General features: G+C 45.1%; 16 protein-coding genes and 1 riboswitch. Of the genes, 10 read left to right on the forward strand and 6 right to left on the reverse strand.

Annotation, left to right across the window (positions count from 1 at the left end; genetic code table 11):
* Positions 1 to 18 precede the first annotated feature (18 nt).
* From J7I42_RS08250 to J7I42_RS08270, 5 genes are all read right to left on the reverse strand, one after another.
* Complete coding sequence (locus J7I42_RS08250; RefSeq protein ID WP_209138297.1) at positions 19 to 543, reverse strand: bifunctional adenosylcobinamide kinase/adenosylcobinamide-phosphate guanylyltransferase; 525 nt, start codon at positions 541 to 543, stop codon at positions 19 to 21.
* Positions 527 to 754 carry a cysteine-rich CWC family protein gene (locus tag J7I42_RS08255; RefSeq protein WP_209138298.1) on the reverse strand — a complete coding sequence of 76 codons (228 nt, stop codon included), beginning with the start codon at positions 752 to 754 and terminating at the stop codon, positions 527 to 529. Before J7I42_RS08255 ends, J7I42_RS08250 begins: the two co-directional genes overlap by 17 nt.
* Complete coding sequence (locus tag J7I42_RS08260; RefSeq protein WP_209138299.1) at positions 747 to 1,685, reverse strand: ABC transporter substrate-binding protein; 939 nt, start codon at positions 1,683 to 1,685, stop codon at positions 747 to 749. The genes J7I42_RS08255 and J7I42_RS08260 overlap by 8 nt, the downstream gene beginning before the upstream one ends.
* Positions 1,686 to 1,841: 156 nt before the next feature.
* The gene (locus tag J7I42_RS08265; protein ID WP_209138300.1) at positions 1,842 to 2,411 is read right to left on the reverse strand and encodes a DUF6580 family putative transport protein; all 570 of its coding nucleotides are present in this window, start codon (positions 2,409 to 2,411) and stop codon (positions 1,842 to 1,844) included.
* A 130-nt stretch (positions 2,412 to 2,541) separates the two neighbouring features.
* Positions 2,542 to 2,818: riboswitch (cobalamin riboswitch) on the reverse strand.
* Between the two features lie 96 nt (positions 2,819 to 2,914).
* Complete coding sequence (locus J7I42_RS08270) at positions 2,915 to 4,984, reverse strand: TonB-dependent receptor (protein ID WP_209138301.1); 2,070 nt, start codon at positions 4,982 to 4,984, stop codon at positions 2,915 to 2,917.
* A gap of 87 nt (positions 4,985 to 5,071) precedes the next feature.
* On the opposite strand from J7I42_RS08270, the gene J7I42_RS08275 reads away from it, so the two are divergent.
* The 5 genes from J7I42_RS08275 to J7I42_RS08295 all read left to right on the forward strand — a co-directional run bounded on the left by J7I42_RS08275 (position 5,072) and on the right by J7I42_RS08295 (position 11,883).
* The gene (locus J7I42_RS08275) at positions 5,072 to 6,418 is read left to right on the forward strand and encodes an APC family permease (protein WP_209138302.1); all 1,347 of its coding nucleotides are present in this window, start codon (positions 5,072 to 5,074) and stop codon (positions 6,416 to 6,418) included.
* Between the two features lie 6 nt (positions 6,419 to 6,424).
* Positions 6,425 to 7,591, forward strand: a complete 1,167-nt coding sequence (locus tag J7I42_RS08280; protein ID WP_209138303.1) for a trans-sulfuration enzyme family protein — start codon at positions 6,425 to 6,427, stop codon at positions 7,589 to 7,591.
* Between the two features lie 189 nt (positions 7,592 to 7,780).
* Positions 7,781 to 9,235, forward strand: a complete 1,455-nt coding sequence (locus J7I42_RS08285) for a TolC family protein (protein ID WP_209138304.1) — start codon at positions 7,781 to 7,783, stop codon at positions 9,233 to 9,235.
* Positions 9,236 to 9,274: 39 nt separating this feature from the next.
* The gene (locus J7I42_RS08290; protein ID WP_209138305.1) at positions 9,275 to 10,654 is read left to right on the forward strand and encodes an efflux RND transporter periplasmic adaptor subunit; all 1,380 of its coding nucleotides are present in this window, start codon (positions 9,275 to 9,277) and stop codon (positions 10,652 to 10,654) included.
* A 191-nt stretch (positions 10,655 to 10,845) separates the two neighbouring features.
* Positions 10,846 to 11,883 (forward strand): NAD(P)H-dependent glycerol-3-phosphate dehydrogenase, encoded by a 1,038-nt coding sequence (locus J7I42_RS08295; RefSeq protein ID WP_209138306.1) that lies wholly within the window; start codon positions 10,846 to 10,848, stop codon positions 11,881 to 11,883.
* A gap of 604 nt (positions 11,884 to 12,487) precedes the next feature.
* Here J7I42_RS08295 and hemW read toward each other — a convergent pair.
* Complete coding sequence (hemW, locus tag J7I42_RS08300; RefSeq protein ID WP_209138307.1) at positions 12,488 to 13,621, reverse strand: radical SAM family heme chaperone HemW; 1,134 nt, start codon at positions 13,619 to 13,621, stop codon at positions 12,488 to 12,490.
* 46 nt (positions 13,622 to 13,667) lie between these two features.
* Here hemW and J7I42_RS08305 point away from each other — a divergent pair, with 46 nt between their 5' ends.
* The 5 genes from J7I42_RS08305 (at position 13,668) to porK (ending at position 21,456) form a co-directional block, all read left to right on the forward strand.
* Complete coding sequence (locus tag J7I42_RS08305; RefSeq protein ID WP_209138308.1) at positions 13,668 to 15,476, forward strand: BamA/TamA family outer membrane protein; 1,809 nt, start codon at positions 13,668 to 13,670, stop codon at positions 15,474 to 15,476.
* A complete protein-coding gene (locus J7I42_RS08310) occupies positions 15,454 to 16,593 on the forward strand; it encodes a DUF4271 domain-containing protein (protein WP_209138309.1) in 1,140 nt (379 codons plus the stop codon). Before J7I42_RS08305 ends, J7I42_RS08310 begins: the two co-directional genes overlap by 23 nt.
* A 25-nt stretch (positions 16,594 to 16,618) precedes the next feature.
* Positions 16,619 to 17,416 carry a uroporphyrinogen-III synthase gene (locus tag J7I42_RS08315; protein WP_209138310.1) on the forward strand — a complete coding sequence of 266 codons (798 nt, stop codon included), beginning with the start codon at positions 16,619 to 16,621 and terminating at the stop codon, positions 17,414 to 17,416.
* Positions 17,417 to 17,945: 529 nt separating this feature from the next.
* Positions 17,946 to 20,027: a thioredoxin domain-containing protein gene (locus J7I42_RS08320; RefSeq protein ID WP_209138311.1), complete on the forward strand. Its 2,082-nt coding sequence runs from the start codon at positions 17,946 to 17,948 to the stop codon at positions 20,025 to 20,027.
* 154 nt (positions 20,028 to 20,181) lie between these two features.
* Positions 20,182 to 21,456, forward strand: coding sequence for a T9SS ring complex lipoprotein PorK/GldK (gene porK / locus J7I42_RS08325; RefSeq protein WP_209138312.1), 1,275 nt, complete (start codon positions 20,182 to 20,184; stop codon positions 21,454 to 21,456).
* Positions 21,457 to 21,550 lie beyond the last annotated feature (94 nt).

Here is a 21,550-nt window from a genome sequence, read left to right on the forward strand (position 1 = left end):
TCATTGCCTATTGCCCATTCACCCCTTTATCTCCATCGGTATCCCACTTACCATAAACACCACCTTGCCGGCTTTTTGAGCAATGTACTGGTTCATCCAGCCCTGCAGGTCGGTAAACTTTCTGCCTATTTCCGTCTCGGCATGCATACCCATACCCAGCTCATTGCTGATGATGATATAAGTATTGTTAGTAGTGTTCAGTTGGTCTATTTCCGATTTGCCTTGTTGCAAACTGGCGTCTACATCATATTTGGTGTCGGTAAAGAAATTGGTGAGCCATAAGGTAACACAATCCATCACTACAACATTATCCGAAAAAGGCAATTGGCTAATGTGTTTTTCTTCCTCGATGCTTGTCCAGCGTTCATCTCTTTCGGCCTGGTGGCGTTGGATGCGTTTTTCAAAATCATCGTCCCAGTGGCGGGCAGTAGCTACGTAAATGGGATTATTGCTTAGTTGAAGGGCCAGTTGCTGAGCATACCGGCTCTTGCCACTCCGGGCGCCGCCAGTTATGAAGATGATCCCTTTATCGGGTATTACCATTACTAAAATATTTTTCCTTGAATAGCGTGTACTTCTGTTTTAATTCGAGCAGACAATTGCGGCAAAGGCAATCGGTATATCGTTCTTCTATAAATGATTTTTCATCAGTAGTGAAAGTAATGCCATAACACTGGCAATGCATTACATCGCCCACTTTACATTCAAAAGGGGCCTGACACCGGGGACAGGTTTTTTGTTCATGCTTACACATGAGCCGCTGTTAGTTGATGAAGTGGTTGGTATTTATGCTGCAGGTGCGCGGGCACCTTGAACAGCGTTGGGTGAAACAATGCAGCCAGTAATTCAATCCCATCTGTTAATGTGCTGGCGCTGGGTTGGGTGAACAGATCATAATCGGCCATGAATACGGCGTTGTTGCGTACCGCAGTAAGCTGGGCCCATTCCTTTTTCTCAGTAAGCAAATGAATTTCTTCTCCAGTTCTGGAAATAGTAAATCCGCAGGGCGCGATCACCAATACTTCAGGGTCATACTTTACGATCTTTTCCCAAAAGGTAACAATGCTGTCGCCACCGGGGTTCGACAACATATCGATGCCACCGGCGTAAGCGATCTGGTAAGGTATCCAGTGGCCGCAGTTGTAAATGGGGGCCAGCCATTCCATTACCATTACTCTTTTGGGCGGTGCTTTATGCAAACGCAAACCATCGATGATGGCGTCAATTCTTTTTTGTAAAGCAGCCAGGTATGTGTAGGCTGCTTCTTCACTACCCATGGCTGTGGCAATGGTAACAGCGGTATTAAAAACATCGTGCAGGGTGTTGGGCGTAAGCGGTATCAGTTGCGGTTGTTTTTCCAGTTTGGCTACCGCCTCTGCTGTGCAGGCTGTATCTATCTGGCATACTTCACAAACGTCCTGGGTAAAAATAACATCGGGAGAAATGGCCTGCAGCACTTCCTCATCTACATAATACAGGCTTTTGCCCTGTGCTTTTGAGGCAGAGAATATTTTATCAATTTCTGTACTGCTGTAATTGTTGCCTTCCAGTACACAGCGTACCACTTTTTGTTTTTCTTCCAACGCCTGGTGGGGGCACTCAAAAGTAATACCCTGTAACAGGTGTTGTAAACCCATATCATAGATCATTTGTGTAGCCGCAGGTAAAAACGAAGAAGCAGTCATAGAAATGAAGAATTAAAAATGAAGAATGAGAAATGGGGAATTAGAACGAAAATGAGAAAGTTGAAAATAGTTACAGGTTACAAATTTCAGGCAATCTCTGCCCTCTGCCTTTTGCCCTCTGCCCGCTGCCTTTTTGCAACCTGTAACTTGTATAAATTAATGCGCTGGTTGTAACGAAGTATACCTTCTCTGCAACCACTCAAACAATCCAAACAGAACGGCGCTATAGATGGCTGTTCCACCCAGGAAACGCCATTCGTAAGGGATGGCAGTGATCAGGCGTTGTGTATACAACGAGAAGGTGAATTTATCTTCAACCAGGCAGGCGCCAATATCACTTACCAGCCAGTGGATGGCAGTTGAAACCAGCACTGCGATAACAATATTTTTAATAGTAATGTCACGGATGATCAGTTTGCCGGCAATGGTCATCAGGGCAAAAGCGCCGTAAGTCCAGAACCAACCGGAGTACAACAAACCAACCCGGTACTGCGACATAATGGTGAACGACAATACCACATCACTGATAAACAATGTCAGTAAAGGGAATGCAAAGGGTTTAACGTTACCGTTGAAATAGGCACCGCCAAATAAAGCCATAGCGCCAATGGGCGTAAATACAGTGAGCGGGCCCCAGCCGGTGTAGGCCAATAAACGCAAGGCTGCCGTTACCAAAATAAAGAGCAGTAACACCGCATTTCTTGGGTTGATCTTCAAAACTGACATAGTGTGTTGTTTTTGTATAATTATATGTTAGAGTTCAGCATGAACCTTCGGAAGGGACCCATATGGAAATGAAATGGTCTTGTGTAGTAAAGACTGATTTCATCCCGGCCTTTCACCCGAAAGCTCGTTGATGTTACAATTGCAACTGGCAGGTCTTCTGGCTTGTTCTATACTGAGCGCCTTCCCGTCTCGGCTTAGCCGAGTCAGTGGCCTGGGAACTCAATGATCGAAAATCAACAGGTAGCAACTAATCGGTATGTAAAAAATGAAGGTGCCATTGCCGATTCAGGATTGCCGATTGTCGATTCGATGAACTTACAGCTACGGGGATAGCACCGGATTTGAACCGGTTTCCCTTTTAATCCCCCGACAATATCGTCGGGGAAACCAATTACGCAACAAAAATAGGGGGTGTTGCTATTCCATCAATATATTTTTTTAATACACTGGTGGAAAACAACACCCCCTGGTAGTAATATGTAAGTCAATACATTAAGTAGGTATTAAAACCTGTACTGGAACGAAACGCCGCCGAAGTAGTTAACCCCCGGTGCGGCATTGTAATACCGGCCACCAGTGGCATTGATATCGTTGCCCAGGCTGTAGGTCACATTAAATAAATTATCAACACCGGCAAACACATCCATCAAAATTGCTTTGCTTAATGAAGTGCGCCAGCCTGTGCGGCCACCAGCCAGGTTATAGGAACTGGCCATATCGGTATTGGCATCATTCAGCGGCAGCGGATCGTTGTAAAACCAGGTAAGGTTGAGGTAGAAGCCAGGCCGGGTGCTCACATCCAAACCGGCGGCTACCGTATGCCTGGGAACGCCGGGCAGTTTGTTGCCTGAGTAATCGGTAGTAACCACTTTAAAATCCTGGTAGCGGAAATTATTATAGGTATGACTGGCCCAGATCCGGGCACTACTTACAAACCGGTTGTGGTGAGGTAAGAGCTGATAACTCACCTGTGACTCAATACCCCGTTGGCGGGTGCTGCCCGCATTCTCAAAATAATCAGCCCCGCTGGCATCGCGTCGTTGTACAATGGCATTTTGCAGTTGGTAATAAAATGCATTCACTTCCACATACAGTCGTTGTTGCAACCAGCTGCTTTTAAAACCAGCTTCATAGTTTAACCCATGTTCTGCCTGTAAGTTAGTATTGATAATGCTGGTGGAAGGCAATATTTCACCGGTACCGGGTGGTGAAAAGCCGCGAGATATACTGGCGTAAAACAATAAGCCAGGGATGATCTTTTTTGAAAGCGCGATCCTTGGCGCCCATTCGCTGTTGAAGGTGGCATTCAGCTTTCCGGTCTCTGGTCCGGTAAGCCGGGTAATGGTAATGGATGATTTATTGATGCTCACGCCTGTGCTCAATGCCCAATCGCCCTTCAAATGAAGGTCGGCTTGTACAAAAAATGAATAAATGTAGTTATCGATATCGTCATCGGTTTGAACGGTGTCGGGGTTCCCGCCAATATTCCTGAATGTTTTGGTATTGAAAAAACCACGTTGTCCTTCGCCTCCAAATGATACCTGCAGATTGGTTTGTTGCCATTGTTTGTTTAGGGTGAACAGGGTGCGACCGCCAAAATGCGGTTCACTTCTTCTTTCATAATTGCGGAAGGTGGGGTTTTTTATGTTGGAAAAAGCACCATACACCACCGTGGTATTCTGAAAGTTTTCAGTGAACCGGTATTGATGGTCCAGTCCTGCTAAAAATGTTTTCTGGTATATAGCAGCCTGGGCATCCTGGGCGCTTGGAAAGGCCCCAGCCGCCGGGCGGGCTGCCCGGGGATTGTCATGGTATTGGGCGGCCGTTAAACCACCAGGTGTTTGGTAATACAGATCGCCATACAGTACGGAAGCCGACAATTGTTGTTTATCATTTGCTTTGAACTGGGTTTCCCATGTGGCTATATCCCGGCGCATGCGGGTATTTTCCCGGTACCCGTCATTGGTTTGATGGGTATAGCCAAATGTGTTATTGTGACCACTGTCGCCCAGGACAACTTGGGCATTCAGGTTTTGCAAATTATAGCTGCCGGTTGTATAATGCAGGTTTATGCCTGCCGGTTTGTCGTTATTCAGGCTGTTGATCAGCACGGCGCCACCTGTACCGGCGCCATATAAACTACTGGCCGGTCCCTTCAGTACCTCAATGCTGTTGACGTTATAAAAACTGAGTTGGTTCAGGTAAGTGTTACCACCGGGATCGGTAAAAGGAATACCATTCCAGTACACTTTTACATTGCGTACACCAAAGGGCGAACGGAGGGTGCTGCCGCGTATGTTTAACCGGTAGCTGCCGGGTGAGCGTTCCTCCATATGCACGCCAGGCGTGGCATTCAGGGCAGGCAATAAACTGGTGTTGTTATAGCGTTTTAACTGGTCGGAATTGATAACATTGATGGCTGCTGATACTTCTTTTAACTGCCGGTTTTGTTCATAAGCCTTTACTACCACCTGCTGTAAGGTGCGGGCAGAATCTGGTGGTTGATGATTTTGTGCTTGCAGCGGGATGGATGCAATAAATGTGTATAAGATAAGGATACAGCTTTTCATCATCTGTTCATGAATTAGCCCTAAAGGTAAATGCAAATATTATTAACTTAGGTTAATCAAGTCCATCGCAAATATTAATAACTACCATTAATGAAGGACACCCGTTTAAATTTATTCGATCTTACTATGATCGTCATTAGCCTGGTAATAGGCATGGGCATTTTTCGTACGCCGATGAATGTAGCTCAGAAGGCAGAATCGGCCCAGATGTTTTTCCTGGCCTGGATCATTGGCGGGCTCATTGCCTTATGCGGGGCATTGACCTATGCCGAAATAGGTTCAAGGTATCCGGTAACCGGCGGTTATTATAAGATCTTTTCATATTGTTATCATCCCTCCATCGCCTTTGCCATAAACTGCATCATCCTGGTATCTAATGCGGCTTCCCTGGCGGGGGTGGCCCTAATAGGGGCTGAATACCTGGCCAATGTGATGTTTGTTGGGAGAAACAAGGACGAGATCGAAACCATTAAACTGATCATTTCAACTATTGCGGTGGTCACCTTTTACGGCGTGAACCTGTTGGGGCTTAAAATGAGCGCCCGCACCCAGAATGTGCTAACGGTCATAAAAATAAGTGTAGTGGTTTTTTTGATCAGCGCATTATTTACTGGCAACTATGCTACCACGAATACCGTTCCAGCGGCGGCAGCGGCGGGACCTGACTTTATGAGTATTTTAAAAGCTTTTGGCGCCTGCCTCGTAGCGGTAAGTTTTACATATGGCGGATACCAACAAACGATAAACTTTGGGGGGGAGGTGCAGAATCCGTCAAAAATTTTACCAAAAGGGATATTTTTTGGCATAGCTATCATAATGTTGCTGTATATTACAATTAATTACACCTATTACAAGGTAATAGGTTTCGGTACTTTAAAAGAAGCACAATCCATAGCTGCTATACTAGCCGGTAAATTGTTTGGGGAAAAAGGATTTACCATTCTTTCGGTACTCTTATTCCTTTCTGTGCTCGCCTATGTAAACGTATTGTTGATGAGTAACCCCCGTGTTATGTATGCGATGAGTGATGAAGGCGTATTACCAGCTGTATTTAAAAAAGTAAGCGCAAAAAGAAACGTTATTGTAGTTTCGCTAAGTGCATTTGCGGCCCTTAGCCTGGTTACATTGTTCTATGCCAAATCATTCGACGAAATTCTTAATCATACAATTTTTTTAGATTCCATTGGAATGGCCACGTCGGCAGCCACTATTTTTGTTTTACGAAAAAGGGCTGTAGGGGAGAATGTAAAAGATAGTTATCGCATGAAGCTGTATCCATTGTTGCCATTGATCTTTATTGGGGCCTATCTGTTTATCGGCACCAGTATAGCGTTCAATACACCAAAAGCAGCGTGGGTAAGTGCTGTAATATTCGCAGTTTTTTTCGCACTATATTTTGTGTTACGATTATTGAAGAAATCTCCTCAACCAAACTAAAGTCACATGAATGATCTATCGTACATTTTGAACGAATTAGGGGAAGATCGGGACCAGTATTTCCGTGCCATTTCTCCACCCATCATGCAAACCAGCAATTTTGCTTTTAAAAAGGTGGATGATCTGCGTAAAGTGTTCGAAGATGAATTTAGTACCTATCTGTATAGTCGCGGATTAAACCCAACTGTAGATATTCTCCGCCAGAAGCTGGCTGCGCTTGATGAGGCGGAAGACTGCCTGGTGTTTAACAGCGGCGCTTCGGCCATCTTTGCCTCCGTTTTTTCGAATGTACAATCAGGTGACCACATCGTTTCCGTCCGTAGCCCGTATACCTGGGCACAAAGAATGTTCGATAACATCCTTCCCCGGTTTGGCATTAGTACCACTTATATCGACGGGACCCGTGTTGAGAATTTTGAACTGGCTATTCGCCCCAATACAAAGATCATTTACCTGGAATCGCCCAATAGTTGGGATTTTGTGCTGCAGGACCTGCGGGCCGTGGCCCAACTGGCGAAATCAAAAAATATTATAACTATTTGTGATAATAGCTATTGCACCCCCCTGTATCAAAAACCGGTGGCAATGGGCATTGACATGGTACTGCAATCGGCCACCAAATATATAGGCGGTCATAGCGATGTGGTAGCTGGTGTATTAAGCGGCACCCGCCAGATGATGAAGAAAATTTTCGACAATGAATTACTAAACATGGGTAATGGCATTACCCCCTTTAACGCCTGGCTGCTTATCCGTGGACTGCGTACCCTGCCTGTTCGGTTAGAACGCATTTCCAGCTCCACTCTTAAAGTGGTTGACTACCTGAAAAAACATCCCCAGGTAGAAGAAGTGATCTTCCCATTTGATCCCTCATTTCCGCAATATAACCTGGCCAAAAAGCAAATGAATGGCGCCTGTGGATTATTTACTGTAGTAATGAAGGCAGAAAAAATTGACCAGATTGTAACCTTCTGCGAATCCTTGCGACACATTCTAATGGCTGTAAGCTGGGGTGGCCATGAAAGCCTGGCCATACCCCGCTGTGCCTCCATTTTACCGGAGAACTTCGACCCCGGCAATCGCGCTCATAAAATGATCAGATTTTATGTGGGCCTCGAAGATCCGGATTACCTGATTGCCGATTATGAGCAGGCTTTTGCTAAAAGCCGGTAGAGTTTAGCAGTACAAGGCAACAGGCGTAGGAAACATAGTGAAAAATATTTATTGGTCACATTATGGTGAGGATACCCTCACCTAATGGCGTTTGGAGTCCCTGAACTATCACACGACTGTAAACAATATTTAACTGACCGTTTATCAAAAACAGTATCATTCGCCTATCAATACAATTACTTTTGGAATATGAAAAAAAGTAAGTACTTATTACTGCTCTTTATCTGTTACCTGCCGTTTGGTTTATATGCCCAGGATAAATGGGACCTACGCCGTTGCGTTGAATATGCATTGGCCAATAACTTAACGGTACAACAAACCAGCCTGCAGGCTCACTCTGCAGAAATAAATGAAAAGCAAGCCAGGTGGTCGCAATATCCCAACGTCGACTTCAGCACAAGTACAGGTTTGCAATGGGGTCGCTCTATCGACTATACTACCAACCTGTATACCAGTAACGAGAATTTATACCAGACATACGGCCTTCAGGCAGGTATAACCGTTTTTAACTGGCATCGGATCCGTAATAATATCATCGCTGCTGACCTCTCTTCCGATGCCGCTCACATGGATGTTGAAAAAACAAAGAATGACATCTCATTGAATGTGGCCACCTATTATTTGCAGGTACTGCTATCGCGCCAGCAAATTCAAATTGCCAGTGTGCAAATGAACCAAACCAAAGAACAGTGGGAGGTGGCCAAAAAAAGAGTGGCGGCCGGCGCTGCTCCTGAACTGGATGCGCTTACTTTGGAAGGTCAGTATGCAACCGACAGTTCTAATTATATTTCGGCAAGGGCAACAGCCGATCAAAACCTGTTGCTGTTAAAACAGGTACTGAATATAGATGCCGGGCAACTGTTTGATATTGCCACGCCGCCTGTAGAACAGATCCCTGTAGAGCCTATTTTGGAATTACAACCTAACGCCGTTTATCAGATAGCGTTACAAAACCAGCCGGCCCAAAAATCCAATGCTTTGCGTATTCAATCGTTAGAAGCTTCTTTGCGCGCCAGCCGGGCCGCTATGTACCCAACAATTTCAATAGGCGGCTCACTAAATACCCAGTTTTCAAGTGCTTCCAAATTTACCACCCAGCAATATAGGGGAGATGAATCTACACTGGCTTATGTAACGGATGGAGGTGGTATTAAACGACCCGTTTTTTCACCCGCATTTGATCTTACAACATCCAAAAAGTCCTTTGGTGATCGCTGGAGTGGTTGGGGCAATCAACTAAATACAAACTTCCGCCAAAGCCTTGGTTTGAGTATCGCCGTTCCCATCAACAGCGGTGGCAATGCCCGGTTTAATTATCAGCGCTCAAAACTCGATCTCAAAAACGCAGAGCTGAACAAGTCCATCATTAATCAAACTTTACAGAGCGATATTTACAAAGCTTATTACAATGCATCCGCTGCATTAGAGAAATTCAACGCAACCAAACGTACCTTTGAAGTAACCCAGAAATCGTATGACGTGGCAAAGAAAAGATACGATGTAGGTTTGCTCAATACCTTCGATCTGTTGATCAGCCAGAACAATATGAACCGTGCCCAATCAGAAATGACCAACGCCCAGTTTGATTATGTTTTTAAATTGAAGGTGCTGGAGTTTTACAAAGGGCAGGGTATTAAATTATAAAATAGTTCATGAGATTCTAAACCGAGACAACCATTCATTATGAAGAAGAAAAAATTATTGTGGATCTTTCTTGGCCTTGTGGTACTGGTGATTGGGCTGGTGGGACTAAAAAGCGCCGGCGTGATTGGTAAAGACGAAGGCTTGAAAGTGGCCACCGAAAAAGTCGAACGCCGCAATATAACCGAAACCGTTAATGCCAGCGGAAAAATATATCCCGAAATAGAAGTAAAGGTAAGCCCTGACGTTTCTGGTGAAATAACCGTGCTGCAGGTGAAAGAGGGCGACAGTGTTCGCAAGGGTCAGGTGCTGGCAAAGATCTATCCCGATATTTATTCCAGCCAGCGTAACCAGGCTGCTGCCGAAGTAAACCGTCAGCAGGCATTGGTGGATAACAGCAAGGCGCAGCTGGAAAGTCTTAAGTCTGCGCTCGATCTGGCAAAAAGTACCTACGATCGTCAAAAGAAGTTACTGGCCGATAAGATCATCAGTAATGCAGAATTTGAACAGGCAGAAAACAGCTTGCGTACCGCACAGGCCAATTATAATGCGGCATTACAAAGCATTCGCAGCGGACAGGCAGGCATAGCCAGTTATCAGGCCAGCCTGGAAAGGGCCAGTAAAGACCTCAGCCGTACGGTAGTGTTATCGCCCATGAGCGGGGTAGTATCGTTACTGAATGTAAAGGCCGGTGAAAGAGTAGTAGGTAATTCCATGATGGCCGGTACCGAAATGATGCGCATTGCCGATATGAGCATTATTGAAGTACAGGTTGACGTAGGTGAGAACGATATCCCAAAAGTAAAACTCGGCGATTCTGCATTGGTAGAAGTAGATGCTTACAATAACCGGAAATTCAAAGGCCTTGTTACCCAAATTGCCAGCAGTAATACTACGGCCGGGACCGGTTCTGCCGCCACCTCTTCAAATGATGTAACCAATTATAAAGTACACATCAGGCTATTACGCGAATCGTACCAGGACCTGTTCGATCCGGCAAGACCCAGGAACTGGCCTTTCCGCCCCGGTATGAATGCCAGCGCCGATATTCAAACCAGAACAAAGAACAATGTCCTGGCCGCCAACATCAATGCGGTGAGCACCCGCGAAAAAGGTACCGATAAAGTGGTTGGGGAAGACAAAGACAAGGATAAAGCCAAAGAGAACAATTCGCAAAAAGAAGAAAAGACTGCTTCTACCGATCTGGATGAAGTAGTGTTCGTGATGCAAAAAGATGGCACCGTGAAAAAGGTAGTAGTGAAAACCGGTATTCAGGATATCAACAATATTGAAGTAACGGAAGGACTGAAAGCTGGCGATGAAATTGTAGTGGCACCATATAACGTTATCAGTAAAACTTTAAAAGATGGTACCAAGGTAAAAGTGGTACCTAAGGATAAATTATTCGAGGTGAAGAAATAATTGACGTGGGTGACTGAAAAAACGAAGTAGGAAGTACGAGGTAAGAAAATTTATTAAATTTCTTACCTCGTATTTTTTTTGCCTCCTCCTACCTCTTACTTCCTACTTCTTACTTCAGCCTTTTGGCCCTTCAGATTTCCTACATCAGACTTCCGCTATCAATTCTTACATTTGGGCGAAATAAGAATTACATGCAATTGGGAATATTAGGCAGTGGGAGCTGGGCAACAGCATTGGCGAAGATTTGTACAGACAACAAACAATCCATAAACTGGTGTGTACGGTCAGAGGAGATTGTGACCCATATGCAACAAAGGCATCACAATCCCGGTTATTTAAGCTCTGTATATTTTGATACCAACCTGGTGAAACTAAGTACTGATATTGCCGGTACAATTGCCGCCAGTGATTGCATTCTGATAGCTACTCCTTCAGCCTATGTTACCGCTACACTGAGTAATTTACCTGCAAATGCCTTCGAAGGAAAAAAAGTGATCTCGGCCGTAAAAGGTATCCTGCCCGATAATAACTTATTGTTGAACGAACACCTGAACAAGGCATTTAACCTGCCCCTGTCAGATTATTTCACGGTAATGGGCCCCTGCCATGCAGAAGAAGTAGCCTCGGAGAAATTATCCTACCTCACGTTTTCGGGCATCGATGTGGCCGTGGCAGAGAAGATTGCTGCCTGCTTTACCACACCTTATCTTAATACGGTTGTTAACCCTGATGTGTATGGCGTGCAATATGCCGCCGTACTGAAAAATATCTACGCCCTGGGCGCGGGTATTGCCCACGGCTTGGAATATGGCGATAATTTTTTAAGTGTGCTTATTGCCAACTGTGCCGATGAAATGGCCGGTTTTTTGAAAAAAGTAGGCATCCAGCATATTGAAGTGGGCGTGCATGATGGCGAAGACCCCATAACACACCGCAAAACACCCAACTACTCCTCCTCAGTATACCTCGGTGACCTGCTGGTGACCTGTTATTCGTTATACAGTCGTAACCGAACTTTTGGTAATATGATCGGTAAGGGCTATTCGGTTCGCGCTACACAACTCGAAATGAACATGGTGGCCGAAGGGTATAATGCCAGTAAATGTATTTACCTGGTTAATCAACAAATTGGGGCCGAAATGCCCATAGCCGAAACCGTTTACCGCATTTTATGGGAAAATGTTAAACCACGCAAGGGCTTTAATCTTGTGGAGAAAACGCTGGTCTAATTACAAACATTATTATTGACCTGGTTGTAATATTTACAGCCATTTGACGACTAATACTTGAATTATGCCTTTCTCTTTAGGACCATATGGAATTACTGCAATGCTGGTGCTGGCCGGTATTGTGATCATCAATGAGGTGATCAAATTCGTAAAAAAAGACCATCATTCGGCCTAAAACAGGCGTAACATATTGATTCTCTCTATAAGCCTCCGACATGTCGGGGGCTTTTTTATGTCTTTTACTTTGCTGATAATGAGACCATTGCAGAGGCTTGTTCGGGATTTGTTCGGGTCTCTCTAAGGGAAACACCCTGTTTTCTTCGGGATAAGCCGAACAAATGCCGAACAAGATCTGGTGCAGACCCCGGGCAGACCCGAAGAAATAGTTGCCCTGCCAAACTAAAAGCAAGTGACAGGTTGTGGCTTAATGGTGCTAAAATGGTGGGGAAATGGTAGCATAATGGTGGTTTACTTGTCTGGGTATTCTCTGGATATACTCTGGAGATGCTCTGGATATACTCTGGAGACTCTAGTCATGTGACCATTCCCTTACCACTATCAGACAACTTCCTGACCACTCCCAGACAACTCCGCTACAATTCACCTACAACTCTGCTGCAAAGAATAGCTCTGCCGCTATCCCATCGGCAAACAGCTTTCCTTCATTGGTCAGTTGGAGGTGATTATTATAGAAACGCATTTTACCGCTGTCGATAAAAGGCTGACTGGCCCGTTGTAGCTGGTTGGCCTCTCTTTCGCCAAACCGGGCCACCACCCAGGCTATATCCAGCCCCTCAATGGTGCGGAGAGAGGTCATAATGTATTCGTTTAACCGTTGGGTATCGGTAAGCGTTTCCAGCTCAAAGGGAACTTTGTCTTCATTCAATGACTTTATATACAGCGCATTGTTGGCAATGTTCCATTGGCGGGATTCTCCATTAAAAGAATGAGCGGAAGGGCCTAAACCCAGGTAAGAAGCGCCTTGCCAGTAAGAGCTGTTATGGCGGCTGCGTTTACCGGGCAGGGCAAAATTCGAGATCTCATAATGCTCATAGCCGGCCTGCTGCAGCCAGTCCATCAGTAATACAAACTGGCGGGCCTGGTCCTCGGTATTTACATCCGTTGTTTTGTGTTTATTGATCATGGAGGCCAGGGCGGTGCCCGGTTCTACAGTCAATGCATAACAGCTAATATGTGGAATACCTAACGCAATGGCCTGTTGCACATTGTATTGCCATTTGTCATCAGGCAGGGTAGGACCGCCGTAAATGAGATCCATGGTCATATTATCGAAGTACTGCCGGGCCAGTTTCAAATTGTTGATGGCCTGTTGGGCGGTATGCGCCCGGTTCATCCAGCGCAGGTCTTCTTCAAAAAATGACTGTACCCCAATACTTAACCGGTTAATACCAAGCTGTTTCCACTGCTGCAGCTGTTGTTCAGTAATGTCGTCGGGATTGGCTTCCAGCGTGATCTCGGCATTGGCCGCCACCTTAAATTGCTGGTGAAGGGCTTGCAGAATAGCCGCCAGCTGGTCTTGGGAAAGCAGGGAAGGCGTGCCGCCGCCGAAATAAATAGTGTTCACCGGTTCCGGGGGCAGATAGTTCTTTTGCAGCCTTATTTCTTTCAATAAAGCCTCCACAAATTCGTTCTGTAGCTTCAATGTGGTGGAGAAATGAAAGTTACAATAATGACAGGCCTGCCTGCAAAATGGGATATGTATATAAATGCCTGCCATTGTATTCCGTATTTTTATTCGAATATTACAGTTTAATTGACGTAGGATGTTCCGGACTGCAAAGGTAGTTGTATATAACTTTATACGATGTGGGGTAGCGCTTGCCTTTTGGCTGGTTCTTCCCTTTTTGCTACCTGCACAATACCAGTTACAAATAAAAGCGATCGATAAAGACTCCGCTTTTATTTATTCCACCCTGCGTTTAGAGTATAATTTCAAAAATAAGGAGCTGGCAAGCGAGTATGTAAACAAGCTGCCCGATCTGTTGCAATCAAAGGGCTATCCCGCCGCTTCCATCGACACCGCTTTTTATGACGTTGACCGGGCTGTATGTTCACTGTATGTGGGGGAAACCTTTCAATGGGCCCGGTTGCATGTAGATTCCGCCGACAAAAAATTGCTCGATGTCATAAACGGGAATGCAAAAAGCCAGGCATTTAGTTTTAACCAGGTGCTGGCCACTCAGCAGAAACTGCTCGATTACCTGGAGAATAATGGCTACCCGTTTGCAAAAATTAAACTCGACAGCATCACCCTTGTTAACCAGCAACTGGAAGCCTACCTGAACATCAATAAGGGGCCGCTTTACAAGATAGATAGCATTCGCAACGCTGGCACTGCCAGCATCTCCTCCACCTTTTTACAACGCTACCTGGGCATTATGAATGGCAGTTTTTATAAAAAGGAAAAGTTGATGGCCGTCAGCAAAAAGCTCAACGACCTGGGGTATGTGGAAGAAAAACAAGCCTGGAACCTGACCATGCTGGGAACTGGTTCCATCCTGAATGTATACCTGGCGCCCAAACGCAGCAGCCAGATCAATGTATTGGTGGGTTTTCTGCCTTCCAGCACGCAAACAGAGAACAATAAACTGCAGGTGACTGGTGAGGCTACCATTAATTTAAAGAACTCGCTGGGTAATGGGGAGACCATCGGCCTTAACTGGCAACAGTTACAGGTAAAATCGCCCCGGCTCGATCTGGTGTTTCAGCAACCTTACCTGTTTGGCTCGCCCTTTGGGATGAACGCCAGTTTTAACCTGTTCAAAAAAGATTCCTCCTATGTTAACATAAATATGCAGGCCGGGGCGCAGTATGCCGTGTCGGCCAGTCAGGGGGGAAACGTATTCATTCAAAGTTTCCAAACCAACGTACTGACACTGGATACCTTTGGGATAAAAACCAATCACCTATTGCCCGAGCAGGCCGATATCCGATCGGTGAACCTGGGTATTAATTACGAATGGTATAATACGGATTACCGGTTCAACCCCCGTCAGGGAAATGAATGGCTGATCAATGTAACGGCAGGGTCAAAGAAAATAAAAAAGAACCCGGCCATTCTGAATTTGAAGGATGAAAGCAACGCTGACTTTGATTTTAACAGCCTGTATGATACAGTACAACTCAACAGTTATCAGTTTAAACTAAAAGGATATATGGCGCATTTTTTTAAACTGACCCGGTTCTCAACCCTTAAAACGGGGATCAATGGCGGGTGGTTTCAAAGTCCGGCCATATTCAGGAACGAACTTTTTCAAATTGGTGGATATAAATTATTGCGTGGTTTTGATGAAGAGAGCATTTTTGCATCACAATACGCTATTGGCACCCTGGAGTACCGGTACCTGGTTGGGCGAAACAGCTACCTGAGTTATTTTATTGATGGGGGATGGTCAAAAAATGCGAGCGTGTATGCCCGGTCCAGTAACTATTATTGGGGTACAGGGTTTGGAATGGCATTTGAAACAAAAGCAGGTATTTTTAATTTGTCGTATGCAGTAGGAAAACGCGACGATACGAAGTTTAACATGCGACAATCAAAGATCCATATTGGCTACCTTAATTATTTTTGAGCATAAATTCATTTCAGGCAATGCCGGCACTACAATATTTTTGCAAACCCAAAAGTTCCCTGTGAAGAAATTCATTCTACTCGCTTTTTGTTGTTGCTTAATGATGGTGTCGCTTGCGCAAGGCGGAAAGGATACTATTCCTCCTGTTAAGGAACAACGCGACACACCTGTTATTAAAACTGGTATTAAAAGAGATACTGTTGCCAAAATAAAGGCCGATACTGCGCATACGGCTATTGCTCCCCGGCCCGATACGGTTGACAGCGTCAGGACCGTGCGTCCGCCCGTTGCGGTAGCCCCTCGTCCCGACACAACGATCCCGGTGGCCAGCGTATTGAAAATGGAGGCTAGGCCCGAGCCGCAGCCCACCCTTGCTGGTTTTCAAAATGCCCTGCGTAACCATCCTTACTATAACTTTTATGGAAAAGGGGTAAAGATCACCGAACAGCTGAAAAAGGAAAGCCGGGATGAAAGCATGTTTTACTTTCTGTGCGCATTGCTGTTCTATTTTGGGTTCATCCGCATCGCGTTCCTGAAGTACCTCGACAACCTTAATACCTTGTTTTTCAGGGTTACTATGCGGCATCAACAGATCCGGGACCAGGTGCTGCAATCGCCATTGCCTTCCTTATTCCTGAATATTCTGTTTATTATCTCCACCAGCACATTCCTGAGTTTTGTAGCCGACTATTATAATTTTGTACCGGGTATGAACCGTTGGTTGCTGTTGTTCTATTGCTGTTTGTTGTTGACCGCCATTTATTTAGGCAAGTTCATATTGCTAAAAATGCTGGGCTGGATGTTCAACATCAGAACAGCAACAGATACCTATATCTTTATCGTGTTCCTGGTAAACAAGATGCTGGGGATTTATTTACTGCCGGCTTTATTGTTTATGGCCTTCGCAAAAGGCCAGTTTTTGACAATTTTAATGACTTTGACTTATTTCTTTATCGTTATATTATTTATTTACCGGTTTATAATAGCGTACAGGCCAGTTAGGAATGAGATTAAACTCTCAAGATTCCATTTTTTTATTTACCTTTGCGCCTTCGAAATAGCACCCCTTTTATTGATTTACAAGGTGTTATTGATTTTTGTGGAAAGAAGTTATTAACTTTGCAAATCCATACGTAGCTAATATGGTTAAAAACGGGGCTAAAAATGTAGCAGCAGCTACAAACACCATTAAAAAGATCCTGATTACTCAACCCAGGCCGGAAACCGATAAATCACCGTACTTTGAACTTGCCAGAAAGTACAGTGTTGAGTTGGACTTCCAGCCATTTATACGCCTTGATGGCATCCCTGCCAAAGAGTTCCGCAAGCAAAAAATAGAAATAGCTAATTATACAGCCGTTATATTTACCAGTCGTAACGCTATTGACCATTTCTTTCGCATTTGCGAGGAAATGAAGATCAGTATTTCGCAGGATACCAAGTATTTCTGCATTACTGAAGCGGTTGCCCTGTACTTGCAGAAATTTATCTTGTACCGCAAGCGCAAGGTGTTTTACGGAGCAGATAGTACGAACAAGAGTATGTTTGATGTGATCAACAAACATAAGGAGAACGAGAAATTCCTGTATCCCTGTTCCGAAAACCAGCAGGATAATGAGATTATAAACTGGCTCAAAGCAAACAATTGTGAATTTGCCACCCCATTCATGTACCGCACCATCAGCTGCGACGTGAAGGAGTTGTTGACAAAAACTGAATACGACATCATTTGCTTTTTTACACCCAGCGGTGTAAAAAGCCTTTTCGATAACATCCCGGCCTACCAACAGAATGGCACTCGCATTGGCGCTTTCGGAAGTAATACTTCCCGCGCCGTGGAAGATGCTGGTTTAACGCTTGATATTAAGGCGCCTGCACCCCAGGCCCCTTCCATGGTAGCTGCGTTGGAGCAATATCTGGCTGCGCACAAGAAGAAGTAGGTAGATAGAAGTTGACCGGGGTGATAAAGGAAGATAAATTGACTATTTAACCAGTTCTATTCAAATAATTAGAGGCATCTCGCTAAGTCGAGGTGCCTTTTCTTTTTGGGCAATTAACGAGACCCTGAGCGAAGTCGAAGGGGGGACCCAGAGACCGAGCATAGTCGAGGGCTCAGTTGATAAGATTAAATAGCGGTATTTCGATAAGGCGAGGTTCTTTTGCTTTTTGTGGAATTGGGAGTTGATAGCGTTGACAGAGCCTGCCCCGCGCGCAGAGTGGAGCCGTAGAAGGCGGATGCGGTATTGCGGTTTAATGCGACACGCGCAGCGTGGAGCACCCATTGCCCATTGCCCATTGCCCTCTGCCGTCTCCCTTCTGCCGTCTGCCTTCTGCCTTCTGCCTTCTGCTGTCTGCCGTCTGCCGTCTCCCCGCCCCGGCATTGTTTTTTCATTAACTCTTTAATTACTGATTTACCACCATTTTACGGTTAGCTTTTACACTTATATTTGAAATCCCCTACATTTAAGCATGGCAACACATACCAACAGATTGGCACAGGAAACAAGTCCCTACTTATTGCAACATGCGCATAACCCTGTAGACTGGTATCCCTGGGGTGATGAGGCGTTAGGCAGAGCAAAGCAGGAAGACAAACCTGTGCTGGTGAGTATCGGATATGCAGCCTGCCACTGGTGCCATGTCATGGAAAAGGAGAGTTTTGAAAATGAGGAAACGGCAGCCCTTATGAATGAGCATTTTATTAATATCAAGATCGATCGCGAAGAGCGGCCCGATCTTGACCATATTTATATGGACGCTGTGCAGGCCATGACCGGCAGCGGCGGCTGGCCCCTGAACATCTTTCTTACTCCCGATGGCCGGCCATTTTACGGGGGCACCTATTATCCACCAAAAGCCATTTATAACCGGCCGTCGTGGCGGGATGTATTAACCGGCGTGGCCAATGCCTGGGCTGAAAAGCGGAATGATATTGACGCACAGGCCAACAATTTAACCGGGCATATAGAACAGTCAAACTCTTTTGGCCTGCAGGTCCTGGAGGGCGACGTAAATATAGAAGCGCTTTTTTCAAAAGAGATAGCCGAGATCATGTTCAACAACATCATGGGTACGGCTGATAAAGAGGAAGGCGGTTTTGGAAATGCCCCCAAATTTCCACAAACTTTTACAATTGGGTATCTGCTGCGGTATTACCATTTAACCGGCAATCAACAAGCGCTGGACCAGGCCTGCCTCAGTCTTGATAAGATGATACAGGGCGGCTTATACGATCATTTGGGTGGCGGTTTTGCCCGGTATTCAACCGACAGGGAGTGGCTGGTACCGCACTTTGAAAAAATGCTTTATGATAATGCGTTGCTGGTATCGGTACTGTGCGATGCCTGGCAGCTGACCCAAAAGCCTTTGTATAAACAGGCGGTGTCAGAAACGCTGGCTTTTGTAGAAAGAGAGCTGTTTTCCCAAAACTTCCTGGAAGGGGGGCGGGGGGAGGCTGGTTTTTATTCGGCGCTGGATGCCGATAGTGAAGGGGTGGAGGGGAAGTTCTATGTGTGGAGCAAAACCGAAATAGAAACGGTCTTACAGCAGGATGCTGCCCTATTCTGCGCCTTTTATGATGTTACCGAAGGGGGGAACTGGGAACATACCAATATATTGAATATACGTAAACCGCTGGAACAGTTTGCTATTGATAACAACCAATCGGTTCAAACGCTGCAGGGGTTGTTGCAACAATGCCGGGAAAAGCTGTTGAAATACCGGGAAGACCGCATTAGGCCGTTGCTCGACGATAAAATACTGCTGGGCTGGAATGCGCTGATGAACACGGCGTACAGCAAGGCTTACAGCGTATTTGGTGAGCCGCATTATGCCCAGGTGGCGCAGGAGAATATGGATTTTATTTGGGAACGGTTTACCCGCGACGGCCAGGAATTTTTTCATACTTATAAAAAAGAAGTAGCCCGCTACCCAGCCTTTTTGGACGATTATGCGTATTTAATACAGGCGTTGATCTATTTGCAGGAAATCACAGGCAATGCAGATTATCTTTATAAGGCAAAATCATTGACACAATGGGTTATTGACCAGTTCAGCGAGGAGAATACCGGTTATTTCTTTTATACCAATAAGGGTCAGCAGGATGTAATTGTGCGAAAAAAAGAGGTGTATGATGGCGCGATTCCCTCAGGAAACGCAATCATGGCTTTTAATTTGCAGTACTTGGGCGTTGTTTTTGATATGTTGGGCTGGAAGGAAAGGGCCATTAAAATGTGCGCAGGATTACAACAGGCTGTACATCGTTATCCGGGTTCTTTTGGCGTTTGGGCAACCATCATTTTATCAATTGCAGGGGGGGTAGAAGAAATAGCAATTATTGGAAAGAACGTAGAATTGGTAAGGCGCGAGCTTTTGCAGCAATTCATCCCGTTCCGGGTTCTTCAGAGTGCTTCCCAGGCAAATAGTGATTTACCCTTGCTTGCCAGTAAACCACCATCCCCTGATACGCAAATTTACTTATGTAAAAACTACCAGTGTAGCACGCCTGTAAACAAAGTATCTGACCTGATCCGTCTTCTGAAAAATGTGTAAAAATTTAAAATTTTGGCGATACAATAATCCAATTTCCGGCATCGTTTACATGTAAGCTTATATCACGTAATTGCAGTTTTAAAAAATAAATTCTATTCTTGTGATGAAGTCGGTAAAACATTATTTTTGCCCAATACCCTTTAATATTATGAAAATGAAGAACCTATCCGCCTTAACAGCTTTGGTGGCCCTGATAGCTACCGGATGTGGCAAAGTAGGAAAATCCTCAAAAGGTCTGCCCAATGACGGTCAGTTACATGGCGTATCGGCGGCATCCAAGTACACTATGACCAGGCCTCCTGGTATGGTTTACATCCCACCAGGTACCTTCCACATGGGACCTAGTGATGAGGACGTTAACTACGCTTACACTGCCCGTAACAAGCAAATTTCTATTAATGGTTTCTGGATGGATGCCACCGAGATCACAAACAACGAGTATCGTCAGTTTGTGCAATGGGTGCGCGATTCTATCGGTGCCACACTGCTTCAGTATGGTAAAGAAGTGGATGGCACTTTCCAGGTTGACTGGAAAAAAGCCAAAACCATTAAATGGGATGATAAAGCTACTATCGAAAAGATCGATCAGTTGATCCTGACTCCGGAAAATCGTCTTTTTGGTAAAAAAGAGCTCGACCCATCTAAATTAATATACCATTCAGAAATATTTGAGCTGAAAGAAGCCGCTCAGCGTGAAAACGCAGGTGTTGCCCGCTCTAAGTTCATTATTAAGAAGAATGTGCCTATTTATCCAGATACCCTGGTTTGGATCCGTGACTTCTCTTACTCGTACAACGAGCCCATGACCAAAAGGTATTTCGTTCACCCGGCCTTCGGCAACTACCCTGTAGTAGGTGTGAACTGGAAACAGGCAAGTGCATTCTGCGAATGGAGAACTCACTACCTGAATTCTTTCCTTGAGTCTAAGAAAAGACCTACCGAATCAGATTTCCGTTTACCAACAGAAGCAGAGTGGGAATATGCTGCCCGTGGCGGTCGTTCTCAATCAATGTTCCCCTGGGGTAACTATTATCTGAGAAATAAGAAAGGTTGCTTACTGGCCAATTTCAAACCCGGCCGTGGTAACTATCCAGAAGATGGAGCTTTCTACACTGCCCGTGCAGATGCTTACTGGCCGAACGATTTTGGTTTGTATTGCATGGCCGGAAACGTGTCAGAGTGGACCTCTTCTCTGTTCTACGAAGGCGCTTACAATTTCCAACATGATATGAATCCTGACATTCGTTTTGATGCCAATGACGATGCACCTCCACGTATGAAACGTAAGGTAATTCGCGGTGGTAGCTGGAAAGACGTAGGCTTCTTCCTTCAAACGAGCACCCGTAGTTATGAATATATGGATACAGCTAAGTCGTACATTGGCTTCCGCTGTGTGATCGATTTACCTGCTATGCAGAAGAAACGTTAAAATCTATTTAGGAGTAAAATTTTTTAACGGCTAATCCGTTTAATTAGAGATTGATTTAAACAAATCAAACTGGTATTTTATTCTCTCAACCCTT

Source organism: Niastella soli (genome assembly GCF_017742245.1).
GTDB lineage: Bacteria > Bacteroidota > Bacteroidia > Chitinophagales > Chitinophagaceae > Niastella > Niastella soli.